This window comes from Alicyclobacillus sp. TC (assembly GCF_016804365.1).
Taxonomy (GTDB): domain Bacteria; phylum Bacillota; class Bacilli; order Alicyclobacillales; family Alicyclobacillaceae; genus Alicyclobacillus_I; species Alicyclobacillus_I tolerans.
The window spans coordinates 771,916-786,236 of sequence record NZ_CP044434.1; the positions used below are offsets into that span (position 1 = coordinate 771,916).

Genomic DNA, 14,321 nt, shown 5'->3' on the forward strand with positions numbered 1-14,321 from the left:
AGGGTGTGCCAGTGATTTTCTTTATGGCAGGCACAAGTGATGCTCGTGAATTGGCTATAGCCCTACAAAAGGCTGGTTATCCGCTTCTCGCCAGTGTGGTTACGGAGAATGCTGCAAAAATTTTGCAAGAGGCAGGCGTGCCGGCGCGGTTTGGACGGCTGGATGTGTCTGCGATGACCGCTCTCTTGCAGGAACTTGGGAGCACCCTAGTGGTGGATGCGAGTCATCCATTTGCAGAGGAAGCCCACCGTACTGCCATGGCAGCGGCCAGTGAATGCCAATTGCCGTATATTCGCTATGAGCGATCGAGACAAAATTTTGGCAATGATGATTTGATTACGTATGTAGATACATACGAAGAAGCAGCTCTGGTGGCGGCTCAAAAAAGAGGCAGTGTCATGTTAACCACGGGTAGCAAGACCTTGCAAATTTTTACTGAGAAATTGCTTGGCCAGCCAGATATACGTTTAGTTGCCCGCATGTTGCCGAGAATTGACAATATGCAAAAATGTGCCGAACTCGGAATGGATCAAAAAAACATTATAGCGATGCAGGGACCTTTCTCCAAAGGATTAAATGAAGCATTTTACCGACATTATGGAACTACTTTGGTGATTACGAAAGAAAGTGGTGGGCCAGGTGCGGTGGATGAAAAAGTGGAAGCTGCTCTGGATATGGGAATTGAGGTTGTGGTGATTGGGCGGCCTAAACTCGATTATGGTTTAGCGTTTTCGTCTATAGAGGCTGTTCTCGAAGAGGTGGCCAAGCGTTATAGCTCATAGGAGGCGAGGTTATGAATTTTAACACAGATTTTCAGCCAGTGACGACACAGCCGCAAGAAATAGAAGAAAAAAGTTTCAAAATCATTACAGAAGAACTGGGCGCGCATCCGTTTACGGACGAGCAATTTCCAATAGTACAGCGTGTGATTCATGCTTCGGCAGATTTTGAACTTGGACGTAGTTTAGTTTTCCACCCCCATGCGGTACAAGCTGGCATTCGAGCGATTCGTGAGGGACGAGCTCTCGTTGCGGATGTGCAGATGGTCCAAGTTGGTATAAGTAAGCCGCGCATCGTCAAATACGGAGGAGATGTGCATGTCTATATTTCCGATCCGGACGTAGCCGCAAAAGCAAAGGAACTGAATACCACACGTGCCATCGTTTCCGTTCGCAAGGCGTGTGAAGCACATGATGGAGCCATCTTTGCGATTGGCAACGCTCCTACAGCGCTCCTTGAATTGATTCGGCTCGTCAAAGAAGGTTCAGCCAAGCCGAGTTTGATTGTTGGGGTTCCGGTAGGTTTTGTCTCAGCCGCTGAGTCCAAGGAGGAACTGATGAAACTGGATATTCCCTTCATCACAAACCGAGGACGTAAAGGTGGAAGTCCGGTTGCCGTAGCTGTGATCAACGCGCTGTCTATTCTTGCTGACGCACAGGGTCGGTGATGATGTTTGACTGAGATGTTAGATGTGCCGGAGGGGCCACTTCGACATGGATACACCACAGGCGCATGTGCAACCGCCTGTACAAAAGCTGCCTTGCTGGCTCTCATCCAACAGCAGCCAGTATCGGAATCCACCATTTGGATTCCGGCAGGTGAATGGGTGACGTTTCAAGTGCATGATGTCCATTTTTCGCCCAACGAAGCGCAAGCTGCAACCATTAAAGACGGTGGGGACGATCCCGATGCGACGCACGGTGCGACAATAGTGGCTACCGTTTCCTGGGCAGAGACTCAAGGTGTAGACATTGACGGAGGCGTTGGAGTGGGACGCGTTACAAAGCCGGGACTCCCAATTCCTGTCGGTATGGCGGCTATTAATCCAGTTCCACGGCAGATGATTCAGTCAACAGTGGAGTCGGTACTTTCCGAATATGGCATTGAACAAGGCGTTAAAGTGGTCATCTCTGTACCCAACGGTGAAGAGATTGCCAAAAAGACTTTAAATGCTCGCCTGGGCATTTTGGGTGGAATCTCTATTTTAGGAACGCGTGGTATTGTCGTTCCTTTTTCCACAGCTTCCTATCGGGCGAGTATTGCTTACGCGATGAATGTTGCCAAAGAACAAGGAATCTCTACAGTGGTACTGACGACTGGTGGTCGTAGCGAGAAATACGCCATGAAGATGTTTCCGGATTTGCCTATAGAAGCGTTTATAGAGATGGGTGATTTTGTCGGTTTTTCCGCTAAACATGCCAAGCGAGTAGGCATGAAAGAGATTCGCTTTGTGGGAATGATGGGTAAATTTTCTAAAGTGGCACAGGGTATCATGATGGTTCATGCCAAAAGCGCTCCCATCGATTTCTCGTTTCTAGCTGATTTAGCGAGGCGAGTGGGTGTGTCTGAGCAACAAGTCGAAAGCATCCTATCAGCCAATACAGCCAGTCAAGTAGGTGATTGGATGGTGGAGTGGGGATACCCTCAATTTTTTCAAGAAGTTGCAAATTCTTGTTGTCAGCAAGTGCTTCAGCATATTGGTGGTGGCATGCGTATTGCTACATATTTGACCACTTTGAACGGCGAATATCTAGGAGGAGCTGAAATTGAAGGATAAGCAAATTTTAATCGTAGGAATCGGGGATGATGGCAAAGCCGGATTATCCGTCCGTACTTTAGAACGGATCGCCGCTTCTGCCATCCTTTATGGCGGAGAACGGCAACTATCCTTCTTTCCGGATTTTCCGGGAGAAAAAAGAGTTATTCGTAGTCCTCTGCAGGATACGATTCAAGAAATCGAACAGTCGTCTACACAGCAATCCGTGACCGTGCTTGCGAGTGGTGATCCGTTATTTTACGGCATAGGAGCCACTTTAGCCCACAAATTAGGACGGGAACGCGTTGAAATCATCCCTCATTTAAGTTCTGTTCAGCTAGCTTTTTCCAGGGCGGGAGAGAGTTGGCATGCCGCAAAAGTAGTGAGTTTGCATGGCAAGTCGATACGCGGTCTAGCCCAAAAATTGCATGGCGTACCTGTAGCTGCTTTGCTGACAGACGATGTCCATACACCTTCAGTCATTGCTGAATATCTGAAGAAGTTTGAGATGAATGAATATGACGCATTCGTGGCAGAGCATTTGGGAAGCGAGCAAGAGAGGACAGGATGGTATTCTCTGGATGATTTAATCCAAACTGACTTTTCACCGCTCAACGTTGTGTTGCTGAAGCATCGTAAGAACGCGAAAGTTCCTGTATTTAAACTGGGTATGGATGACGAAAGTTTTGCACAGCGTAAACCGGATCGGGGTCTGATAACGAAACGGGAAATTCGTGTCTTGGCACTCTCGGAGCTTGCTTTACAACCGGGAGGAGTCCTTTGGGATATCGGCGCTTGCACTGGATCGGTATCGATTGAAGCCATTCTTTCGACACCTCATCTGCAAGTTTATGCAGTGGAAAAAAATGAAGGTGATTTGCAAAACCTTTTTGAGAACCAAGTGAAATTTCGCACCGATTTCGTCGCCATCCATGCCAAAGCCCCGGAAGGACTGGATGGATTTCCAGATCCAGATGCTGTGTTTCTTGGAGGAAGCGGCGGCGAGTTGATTGAGCTTCTGACTCTTTGCGCAGAGAGACTACGACCTGGTGGTCGCATTGTGGTCAATGCCATAACGATTGAAAATCTTTATCAGGCGCAGCAAACACTGCAAAAACTCGGATTTCAGGTTTCTATTACACTGGTTCAGACATCGCGCAGTAAGCCTATCTTAAATTTGACCCGCTTGGAAGGTATGAATCCGGTGTATTTGGTTACGGCATGGCGCGCAGAAACAGAGGAGGATGAAAACCATGTCCGTTAAACCGGGTACCTTGTATGGCGTAGGCGTCGGTCCGGGAGATCCAGAACTCATTACAGTTAAGGCGTATCGATTGATGCAAACGGCGCCTGTAATTGCTTATCCAAACAAAAGAATGGGTAGCAAGAGTTATGCGCTGGAAATTGTTGAAATGTATGTCGATCCGGCAGAAAAGACGATGCTGGGGCTTGTATTTCCTATGACCAAAGATCCGCAACTTTTGCAACAACACTGGACGGACACGGTAGCCAAAGTCTGGTCATATCTCAGCGAAGGACAAGATGTGGTCTTTGTCACAGAAGGAGACCCTAATCTATACAGCACCTTTATTCACATGAGTCGCCTCATGCAGAAAGAGTATCCAGAAGTCAATATTGTTTCAGTTCCCGGTATATCATCTGTCAATGCAGCTGCCAGTCAATTGGGGGTGCCGTTAGCAGACGGCGATGAAGTGGTAGCTATTGTTCCAGCCAACCACGATCAAGAGGCCATGCGCGAAGCTTTGAGAATGCACGATTGTGTAGTGTTCTTGAAAGTAGCTAAAGTTCTCGATGAAATGATAGAGATTTTGGAGGATATGCAACTTCTTGATAAAGCGATGGTATGCAGTAAAGTGACCTCTTCAGGAGAACGGATCTGGAAAAATGTACGAGAACTCCAAGGTTCTTCTTTGAATTATCTGACTCTTATGGTGGTGAGAAAATGACACTACAAGCCAAGGTATACATTGTGGGTGCAGGGCCTGGAGACGTCGAGTTAATTACCGTAAAAGGCATGCGAATTTTACAACAAGCTGACGTGGTGCTTTATACAGACAGTCTTGTACGGGATGAGCTTATCAAGTATGCCAAGCCAGAAGCTGATATATACAAAAGTGCGGGAATGTCTCTGGAAGAGATTGTGAATCTTATGGTAAAAGCAGTTCGGGAAGGGAAAAGTGTGGCACGTGTGCATACAGGAGATCCTTCTGTATTTGGCGCGATTTTAGAACAAATATCCTTGCTTCGTAAAGCAACCGTGGCTTACGAGATAGTTCCCGGAGTCAGTTCGGTCTTTGCGGCAGCTGCGGCCGTTGGCGCTGAATTAACTGTGCCTGATCTCACCCAAACGGTCATTCTGACTCGTATGGGCGGGCGCACACCTATGCCCGAAGGTGAACAACTGCGTGAATTGGCCAATCATCATTGCACAGTCGCACTCTACCTCAGTGCAACGCTGGCGAAGAAAGCGGTCGATGAATTTTTGCTGGCTGGATGGGAGCCTGATACGCCTGTCGCAGTGGTCCAAAAAGCTACTTGGCCAGATCAAAAAATCATTCGTACGACACTTTCTGGACTGGTTCGTGCAATGGGTGATGCGCACATTTCTAGTCATGCTATGATTCTTGCCGGTTGGGCGCTTGATCCAGATTTGCCGGACCAGGGTCAACACAAGTCAAAATTGTACGATCCGTCTTTCACTCACAGATACCGCAAAGGAGTGATAGCGGTTGACTAAGCTTTATGCGGTCGTGGCTATTACCAAGCACGGGACAGCCATTGCACGTCAACTTCAGGAGAAGATGGCTGATGTCGATGTGTATTATCCAGAGAAATTTGCCCGAGGCGATGAATCCTCACGAGATATTAAGGTATTTTCCGGTTCTGTCGTCCAGCATGTTCCTACATTATTTGCGAGTTACAGCGGATTGATTGGCATCTTCTCGCTAGGAGCTATGGTGCGATTGATTGCACCGCTTTTACGAGATAAAAAAACTGATCCAGCCGTAGTCGTGATTGACGATCGCGCTGAGCACGTGATCAGTGTTCTTTCTGGACACTTGGGAGGCGCAAACGATTTGACGCATCGTGTTGCCCATGCCTTGGGGGCTCGTCCTGTGATTACGACCGCTTCAGATGTTGGGCAGACCGTTGCCGTGGATTTACTCGGGCGTGCTTACGGTTGGAGTATCGAAAATTTTGAGAATGTGACACCCGTGAGTGCCGCGGTTGTCAATGAAGAGCGGATACTGATTGTCCAAGAAGCAGGGGAAACAGACTGGTGGCCTTATTCTCAACCTCTGCCAGGCTATATTTCCGTTTTGCATAGCATTGAGGATGCCAAACAACAGCCATTCGATGCGGCTCTGCTCATTACCCCAAGGCTTCTCAGCGCAGAAGAGGCGCAAACATTTTTACAAAGAGGTGTTCTCTATCGCCCTAAAGTTGTGGTTCTAGGCGTTGGCTGCAATCGTGGTACGGAAGCTGCTGAAATTGAACAAGTGATTGCCGAGACACTTCAGAAGGTCGGCCTTTCCATTTTGAGTGTGCGCAACTTAGCAACCATAGATCGGAAGGCAGATGAACCGGGATTACTCGAAGTCTGTCAGAGAAACAACTGGCCGCTTGTTACATACACAGCTGAAGAACTGAACCAAGTACCTATTCCAAACCCATCTGAAACGGTTTTTAAATATGTAGGAACGTATGGAGTATGTGAGCCAGCAGCACGACTTTCCTCAGGAGCAGAAGACTGGATAGTTGAGAAAGTGCGCAGCGGTAATGTAACCGTGTCTGTTTGTCTCGTTCCTCATCAAAAAGGGGGTTCGTTATGAGACAGCCACGTATAGTCATCGCTGGAACCCAGAGTGGAGCAGGAAAAACAACCGTAACTTTAGGTCTTATGGCGGCGCTGAGAAGACGTAAGTTGCAAGTTCAGGGTTTTAAAGTTGGACCTGACTATATTGATCCGAGCTATCATTCAGTGGTTACAGGTCGAGTCTCTCGCAATCTGGACACTTGGATGATGACACCAAGCATTGTACAGGAAGTGTTTGAACGTGGAAGTCGAGGATCGGATATATCCGTCATTGAAGGTGTTATGGGAATGTATGACGGAAAAGATCCGCTATCCAATCTTGGAAGCACCGCAGAAATGAGTTGCTTGTTAAAGGCGCCTGTTTTGCTGGTTTTAAATGTGTCCAGTATGGCTCGAAGCGCGGCGGCTATGGTTCTTGGTTTTCAAAAATTGGATCCCGATGTGCCACTCGCAGGAGTTATTGTCAACCAAGTTGGCAGTGTCGGACATTTCGAATTGGTCAAAGCAGCGATTGAACAAATGTGTGGTATTCCTGTTGTGGGTTATCTTGGTAGACATACCGTACTGCAAATTCCTGAACGTCATTTAGGTCTAATTCCAGCTCTAGAACGTGGTGAGATGTCTGGGTTGTTTGATGCGCTTGCAGATGCTATAGAAGCCACTGTTGATGTTGATAGTATCTTGAAAATAGCTCAAGAAGCAGAAGAGTTACCTTCTGTTCCACCTGTGTTGTTTGCGGGTAAAAAACGGGAACCGTTAGTCACCATTGCTATAGCCAAAGATAGCGCTTTTAATTTTTACTACCCAGAAAATCTGGAGTTACTCGAATGGTATGGTGCTCGTCTGGTTGAATTCAGTCCATTGCGTGGCGAAAAGGTTCCAGAGAACGCCGATGGTGTCTATATTGGTGGTGGTTTTCCAGAAGAATTTGCTGCTGAACTGAGTCGTCAGGAAGAAGTCCGTCAAAGCTTACAGCGTGCTCTCCAAAATGGGTTACCTGTTTTTGCAGAATGCGGGGGGTATATGTATCTCACGGGTTCTATTAAGGATAGACAAGGAGCTGTATACGACATGACGGGGGCCATACCCGCTAGTGTGGAAATGCAACCTAAACTGGCGGCTTTGGGTTACAGAGAGGTGACAGCTTTGCAAGATACACTCTTACTCTCTGCTGGTGAACATGCGCGTGGACATGAATTTCATTATTCAACGATAAAACTTGATATCAATGAACAGTGGTCCTTTGCCTACGAGTCGTCTGGAATGCGCGGAAAAAAGACGGAAGGATATGCGAAAGGCAATTTGCTTGCTGCATATACGCATTTACATTTTGCTTCTAATCCTCGCATGGTAGAGCGTTTCATTACCGCCTGCAGACGTTATCGAAAGTTAGGGTAGGGGGAGTGAAATTGGCTAAACATTTAATGGTTATGGGTACATCTTCTAATGTTGGGAAAAGTGTTCTATGTACGGCTCTCTGTCGAATTTTGACGCAAGAGGGTTTGCGCGTAGCTCCTTTTAAAGCACAAAACATGTCCCTTAATTCAGCAGTGACACCGACAGGGAGAGAAATTGGTCGAGCACAGGCTGTGCAGGCAGAAGCTTGCGGGATACCCGCAAATGAACATATGAATCCCGTATTGCTCAAGCCAACCCGAGGGCAAAAATCACAAATCGTATTGCAGGGCAGGGTTTATCAAACCCAGTCTGCGCGAGAGTATTTTCTTGAACGTACTCGTGAAATTTGGGACGCCGTTGTGGAGAGTTACCAGTATCTCGCTATGCGTCATGAATTGCTGGTGATTGAAGGGGCGGGTAGCCCTGTTGAAATGAATTTAAAGCCCAGAGATATTGCGAATATGCGAATGGCTGAACTGGCAGACGCAGCTGTACTGCTGGTAGCGGATATAGATAGAGGCGGGGTATTCGCCTCGCTTGTAGGGACGTTGCAACTGCTCAACGCCAGTGAACGGGCGAGAGTGAAAGGAATACTCATCAACAAGTTTCGCGGTGACAGAAGTTTATTTGAGGACGGAGTACGGATGTTGGAAGAATATACGGGCGTACCGGTATTGGGTGTGATTCCACATATTCCGGATTTGGGGATTGATGAAGAAGATTCCGTAGCGCTCGATGAATCTCGCTATCGACTGCAGCAGAGCACTCATCTAAGTCAAGATTCAATACACATAGCAGTGATTCAAGTTCCACATATATCCAATTTTACAGATTTCGATCCGCTTTTTCTTGATCCGACGGTGCACGTTTACTTTTGCCGAAAACCAGAAGAAGTTGGTAGTCCCCATGCGATTATCTTACCGGGAAGCAAGAATACTATCGATGACCTTCAATGGTTGCGTGAAACAGGATTTGCTAACGTGATCCGCCAAAAACGTGAAGAGGGTGTATTCTTCTTTGGCATATGTGGGGGATATCAAATGCTGGGAGAGGAAGTACGCGATCCTGGCGGACAAGAGTCGCAAGTTCCAGTTTGTTCTGGTTTCGGGTTTCTACCCATCATAACTACACTTCAGGATGTCAAAACAACCGTACTCGTTCATGGAGAACTGCAAAATATCTTTTCTACCATTTCTGTGCGTGGTTATGAAATACATATGGGAGAGAGTATCGGCACAAGTAAATATGTTCCATTTGCCGTGATTCAAGAAATCTCGGATGGTCATAACCGTAAGGATGGCGCCATGAATGAGGATGGAACAGTCATTGGAACCTATCTTCACGGTATTTTTCATAACGACTCTTTTCGTCAGAAGTGGTTGTCCATGCTTCGTCAACACTTTGGACTTACTCCATCGGAAGCGTCGAATTGGTCTATAGATCAGGTTCGCTCACAAGCCTTCGATCGATTAGCGGCAGTTGTGAGAGAGAATATGGATATGGAAAAGCTTTACGAGATCATTCAATGGGAAGAGGAGCAGCCCAATGAGTCATTCCTTTCTCAATAAAGCCCAACTTGGTGAATGGGCAGAACGAAGAGCACACGCCCGTTTGCGAGATTTAACCAAACCACTCGGCAGTTTAGGAGAATTAGAGCATCTGATTGCACGCTTAGCTCGTATCACAGGGCGAGTCATACCCAAACTGGAGCGTCCAGCGTTGTTGATGTTTGCGGCCGATCACGGTGTTACTAGAGAAGGTGTTTCTGCGTATGGGGATGAAGTTACTGAAGAAATGGTAGTCAATATCTGCATGGGAGGAGCTGTCAGCAGTGTATTGGCTCGCCAGCAGGAAATTCCCATTACGGTTGTGGATGTTGGAGTGCGCAGTCGAGTTCGTCACCCTGCAGCTCATGTTTGTAAAGTTGATTTAGGTACAAAAAATTTGGCCATTGAACCTGCTATGACTCGTCAGCAGGCAGAACAGGCAGTCGAGACTGGCAAACAATTTGCCAATCAGCTTATCCATGCAGGTCATGATGTGATTCTGGTTGGTGAGATGGGCATTGGCAATACAACTGCTTCGAGTGCCATGGCCGCTCAATTGCTCCAATGCTCGATTTCGGAGGTACTTGGTAGGGGAACGGGTCTGAATGATGATGCATTGGCCAAAAAATCTGAAGTACTCTCCAAAGCTGTAACCTTGCATTCCCCTTTCATTCAAAACGATTGGGATATATTAGTCAGATTGGGTGGATTTGAAATCGCAGCGATTGCAGGAGTCATTTGGGCTGCCTCTGAGAGAAACGTACCTGTCGTTCTGGATGGATTTATTACCTGTACAGCAGCGCTTTGGGCGGTTCAGGTAGAACCGAGATCGAGCGAATATTTGCTGGCCTCTCATGTTTCTGCCGAACCGGGACATCGTTTGGTTTTGCAAAAGTTAGGTTTGAGGCCACTTCTGGATATAGGCATGCGGTTAGGTGAAGGCTCTGGTGCCCTGTTGAGCTTTCCTATGATTCGTTTAGCTTGTCATATTATGGCGGAGACAGCCACATTTACGGATGCTCGAGTAAGTCATCCGCATCGTATTCAACAGGAAACATCAGAAATGGCAGCAAACGTAGAGCATGAAGCTGGTAAGATTGGATTCACGCCTATCCAGTTGGATTTTAACAAGGAAGAGCAGGCTGCTGTTTATAAAGCCATACTGGCACGTCGCGACATACGTGTTTTCTTGCCAGATCCTATACCGGATAGCGTACTGCAGAGAATTTTGCTGGCTGCTCATCATGGACCGTCCGTTGGTTATATGCAGCCTTGGAATTTTATTGTTATTCGTGACAAACGGATACTTCAGGAGTTGCAAAAGGTGGTTGAACGAGAGCGGGTTCGGGCGGCTGAAAACTATTTGGATTTAGAACAAGCGCACTATCTTCGTCTCAAAGTGGAAGGCTTGCTGCAAGCTCCTTTAACCATTTGCGTAACAAATGATCCAAATAAAAGTGACAAACCTGTTCTTGGGCGAAATACCATTCCTGAAACGGATTTAATGTCCACCGCCTGTGCTATTGAGAACATGTGGCTTGCTGCTCGAGCTGAAGGGGTTGCTATTGGATGGGTCAGTATGTATCAAAAGGCAGACGTAAGGGAAATTCTTGAAATTCCAGATACGGTCGATCCGGTAGCTTTACTTACGATGGGGTATACTCCGCATTTTCCAGAAATCCCTGTTCTTGAACGTGTAGGTTGGGGGAACCGATTGCCTCTAGAAGATATAGTCTTTGAAAATGTTTGGGGAAAGAGTCAGCGTTAATTTACGGGTGAAAATTTTCAGGATGTAAGATGCTGATTGGTGGAAAGATAAAGGGAGAGGAATGGGTCGTTTTGCGTGAAGAACAATTAGAAGTATGGGTACGGCCAACGACTAAAAGGTTGATACTGGCACAGGTGTTTGTCTGTTCAGGATGTTGCTGTGGACGAACGGATAAAGGCAAGCCGAGCATACCACTCGATTGGTTAAAGAAAACATGGAAAGAACGAAAATTGCTAAAAACGGTCCAATTGACAATTACAGGCTGTCTTGGGCCTTGCGATGTATTGAATGTAGTCAGTATTTGGACACCAGATAGACAGTTCTGGTTTGGGAATATTACGACAGACGATCCTTATGAAGAATTATTGGCTTGGGCAGAGATGACGAGAGAACTTGGACAACCAGCACCTATACCAGATGCATTGCTGATGTATCAATTTGAACGATTTTAGACACTAAGTACCGTATGGACACAGCTTTGCCAATATACCTTTCGGGGTATTGTTGACATAGCTGTTGCCACTTTATATACTATACCCTGTTGGGTATGAAGAATAGATAAAACTTCATGCTTATGACAAATACGTGCATCGAATAAGATGCCACGGAAACAATGAAGTATAAAGCGGAGGTGAGTTCCATGACCCAGCAAGTGCAGAACATACTTCCTCTTGATGTGCAACAGCGATTAAAAAATGGGGAAAAACTGCAGATTATTGATGTGCGGGAACCAAGTGAAGTTGCTACAGGAAAAATTCCAGGAGCGAAAAATATACCTTTGTCGCAATTGCCGCACAGGTTGAACGAGATCGACCAACGTAAAGAAGCCATTATGGTGTGCAGAAGCGGCGGCAGAAGTATGCAGGCTTGTCAATTTCTCATTGGCCAAGGCTATCAAGTAAAAAATATGATGGGCGGCATGCTTGGTTGGAATTGGGATGTTGAATAATTGAAATCTTTTTAGCGAGGAGAAATGCTAAATGGGAAAACGGGTTGCAATTATTGCTTCTAGTGGTGGTATTGAAACGGCTTATAAGGTATTGAATATTGCAATGGCAGCTACAGCAACAGATGCAGAAGTAACGATTTTCTTTACTTTTGATGGTCTGGGAATCATTCATAAGAATTCAGAACAGATGTTATCGTTTGCGCCAGGCAATGAACATTACGAAGAAGGATTTAAAACAGCTAATATTCCACCTGTCTCGCAAATGCTTGCGATGGCTCTGGAGAGTGGTATCAAATTGATAGCTTGTCAAATGACCATGGATGTAGCGGGATTGAAAAAAGAAGATTTCATTGATGGCGTTGAAGTTGGCGGAGCGGTAACTTTCTTGGATTTTGCTTATGACGCTGACGTTACCGTAACCTTTTAATTGAAAAAGATACAATTTGAGATAAAAAATGGTGGAGGGAAATAAATCCGTGAACTCATTTACCGTAGATAAGATTGTTGATTGCAAAGGTTTGTCTTGTCCAATGCCTATCGTTCGCACCAAAAAAGCTATTGAAGAGATTGAGGCTGGTCAAGTACTGGAAGTCATAGCTACCGATCCAGGATCCGTTGCAGATATGAAGAGTTGGTCAATTCGCACAGGTCATCAGTTTTTGGGAACCACGACTTCGGAAGATAAAGTTTTCAGACACTATATTCGCAAATCTGATCCAAACGAAGTAAAACCAGATACAAAGTTTCCTCATGTGATATCGAATGAGGAATTAAGCAAGCGGCTGGAGGCCAACCCCATTCTTTTGGATGTTCGTGAACCCATGGAATACGCCTTTGGTCATATTCCAGGTGCTCGTCTTGTTCCGCTTGGAAAATTGGAAGAGGAAATCCCTCAACTGAAATCATTTGCTGATCAGGAAGTGTTAGTGATTTGCCGTACAGGGCAACGCAGTGATATGGCTTGTCACATTTTAAGTGAACATGGCTTCCAGCATGTCTTTAACGTCAAACCGGGTATGTCAGAATGGCAAGGACCAATAGAAACAACGGAGGTGAAAGAATCATGAGTATCACACCCGAACTCAGCAGCATGACAGCAGCTGATGTTTTTGGGAAAATATTGTCAGCTGAGCCTTTGTTCATTCTGGACGTGCGTAATCCAGAAGCGTACTTGGATTGGAAAATAGAAGGAGATCAAGTGACTTCTATCAATGTTCCTTATTTTGATCTCATAGATGGAGTTGAACCTATTCTTCATCAACTACCTAAAAACCAGCCTATTTTAGTGGTATGCGCCAAAGAAGGTTCATCTGTCTATGTTGCGGAACAGTTAGTAGCTGCAGGTATATCACAGGTTTATTATCTACAGGGCGGCATGAAATCCTGGAGTGAATACCTGTATCCGGTCAAAATTGGTGATTTAAAATCCGGAGGTTCTATTTATCAATTTGTTCGTGTTGGTAAAGGGTGCTTGTCTTATGCCATTGTTTCCGATGGTGAGGCAGCTATTATAGATACAGCTCGAATGATAGAACCTTATCTGAACTTCGCCAAGGAACAAGGTGTGAAAATCAAATATACCATTGATACTCATTTGCATGCCGATCACGTTTCAGGCGGAAGAAGGCTTGCTGAACAAACGGGGGCAGCCTATTATCTGCCACCTAAAGACGCTATGGAGGCTACTTTCCATTTTCATCCGTTAGAAGAAGGAAATGATCTGCTGGTGGGAAGTACGGTTGTTAAAATTCACCCGATTTATTCTCCTGGACATACGATTGGCAGTACTTCGCTGATTGTTGACGATGCTTATTTGCTCTCGGGGGATATTCTCTTTGTCCAATCCATTGGACGTCCCGACCTAGCGGGTAAGGCAGGAGATTGGGCAGGAGATTTACGCAATACTTTATACGATAAATATAAAAAGTTAAACCAACGCCTGATGGTATTACCAGCTCACTATGCTGACTCTAGCGAAATGGATCAAAAGGGACGAGTCGCTGCTCCCTTGCAAGAACTCTATCAAACCAATGCGGGATTGCAGATTGATGATGAAGCAGAGTTTCGCAAAGCGGTTACGGAAAATTTGCCTGCTCAACCAAATGCGTATCAAGAAATTCGCCTTACGAATATGGGAAAACTAACGCCTTCAGAGAGCGAGCAGAGTGAAATGGAAATTGGACCGAATCGCTGTGCAGTTCATGGTTGAGATAGCCTATACAGGGTAAATACCCTGTATAGGACTCTTTTGTGCGCCCGGCATGGGCGTTGTCTCTACGGTGAGA

At 46.0% G+C, this 14,321-nt stretch carries 15 protein-coding genes; all 15 read left to right on the forward strand.

Annotated features, from left to right (window positions below):
* Window positions 1–11: 11 nt before the first annotated feature.
* A complete protein-coding gene (cobK, locus tag FY534_RS03665) occupies window positions 12–782 on the forward strand; it encodes a precorrin-6A reductase (RefSeq protein WP_072874789.1) in 771 nt (256 codons plus the stop codon).
* A gap of 11 nt (window positions 783–793) precedes the next feature.
* Window positions 794–1,447: a precorrin-8X methylmutase gene (locus FY534_RS03670; protein WP_072874790.1), complete on the forward strand. Its 654-nt coding sequence runs from the start codon at window positions 794–796 to the stop codon at window positions 1,445–1,447.
* A gap of 15 nt (window positions 1,448–1,462) precedes the next feature.
* Window positions 1,463–2,557: a cobalt-precorrin-5B (C(1))-methyltransferase gene (locus FY534_RS03675; protein WP_072874791.1), complete on the forward strand. Its 1,095-nt coding sequence runs from the start codon at window positions 1,463–1,465 to the stop codon at window positions 2,555–2,557.
* Entirely contained in the window at window positions 2,547–3,800 is a 1,254-nt protein-coding gene (locus FY534_RS03680) for a bifunctional cobalt-precorrin-7 (C(5))-methyltransferase/cobalt-precorrin-6B (C(15))-methyltransferase (RefSeq protein WP_072874792.1), read from the forward strand. Before FY534_RS03675 ends, FY534_RS03680 begins: the two co-directional genes overlap by 11 nt.
* Window positions 3,790–4,503, forward strand: a complete 714-nt coding sequence (gene cobI, locus FY534_RS03685) for a precorrin-2 C(20)-methyltransferase (protein WP_072874793.1) — start codon at window positions 3,790–3,792, stop codon at window positions 4,501–4,503. The genes FY534_RS03680 and cobI overlap by 11 nt, the downstream gene beginning before the upstream one ends.
* A complete protein-coding gene (cobM, locus tag FY534_RS03690; protein WP_072874794.1) occupies window positions 4,500–5,294 on the forward strand; it encodes a precorrin-4 C(11)-methyltransferase in 795 nt (264 codons plus the stop codon). The genes cobI and cobM overlap by 4 nt, the downstream gene beginning before the upstream one ends.
* A 64-nt stretch (window positions 5,295–5,358) precedes the next feature.
* Window positions 5,359–6,390: a cobalt-precorrin 5A hydrolase gene (locus FY534_RS03695; RefSeq protein ID WP_083574315.1), complete on the forward strand. Its 1,032-nt coding sequence runs from the start codon at window positions 5,359–5,361 to the stop codon at window positions 6,388–6,390.
* Window positions 6,387–7,772, forward strand: a complete 1,386-nt coding sequence (locus tag FY534_RS03700; RefSeq protein WP_072874796.1) for a cobyrinic acid a,c-diamide synthase CobB — start codon at window positions 6,387–6,389, stop codon at window positions 7,770–7,772. The genes FY534_RS03695 and FY534_RS03700 overlap by 4 nt, the downstream gene beginning before the upstream one ends.
* Window positions 7,773–7,777: 5 nt before the next feature.
* Window positions 7,778–9,340, forward strand: coding sequence for a cobyric acid synthase (locus FY534_RS03705; protein WP_238413648.1), 1,563 nt, complete (start codon window positions 7,778–7,780; stop codon window positions 9,338–9,340).
* On the forward strand, window positions 9,318–11,087 hold the full coding sequence (gene cobT, locus FY534_RS03710) for a nicotinate-nucleotide--dimethylbenzimidazole phosphoribosyltransferase (protein ID WP_072874798.1): 1,770 nt from the start codon (window positions 9,318–9,320) through the stop codon (window positions 11,085–11,087). The genes FY534_RS03705 and cobT overlap by 23 nt, the downstream gene beginning before the upstream one ends.
* Window positions 11,088–11,116: 29 nt before the next feature.
* Entirely contained in the window at window positions 11,117–11,539 is a 423-nt protein-coding gene (locus FY534_RS03715) for a (2Fe-2S) ferredoxin domain-containing protein (protein ID WP_238413649.1), read from the forward strand.
* A 188-nt stretch (window positions 11,540–11,727) separates the two neighbouring features.
* Window positions 11,728–12,036, forward strand: coding sequence for a rhodanese-like domain-containing protein (locus FY534_RS03720; protein ID WP_072874799.1), 309 nt, complete (start codon window positions 11,728–11,730; stop codon window positions 12,034–12,036).
* A gap of 31 nt (window positions 12,037–12,067) precedes the next feature.
* Window positions 12,068–12,463: a DsrE/DsrF/DrsH-like family protein gene (locus tag FY534_RS03725; RefSeq protein WP_072874800.1), complete on the forward strand. Its 396-nt coding sequence runs from the start codon at window positions 12,068–12,070 to the stop codon at window positions 12,461–12,463.
* 28 nt (window positions 12,464–12,491) lie between these two features.
* Window positions 12,492–13,103: a sulfurtransferase TusA family protein gene (locus FY534_RS03730; RefSeq protein ID WP_072874801.1), complete on the forward strand. Its 612-nt coding sequence runs from the start codon at window positions 12,492–12,494 to the stop codon at window positions 13,101–13,103.
* The gene (locus FY534_RS03735; protein ID WP_072874802.1) at window positions 13,100–14,245 is read left to right on the forward strand and encodes an MBL fold metallo-hydrolase; all 1,146 of its coding nucleotides are present in this window, start codon (window positions 13,100–13,102) and stop codon (window positions 14,243–14,245) included. Before FY534_RS03730 ends, FY534_RS03735 begins: the two co-directional genes overlap by 4 nt.
* Window positions 14,246–14,321 lie beyond the last annotated feature (76 nt).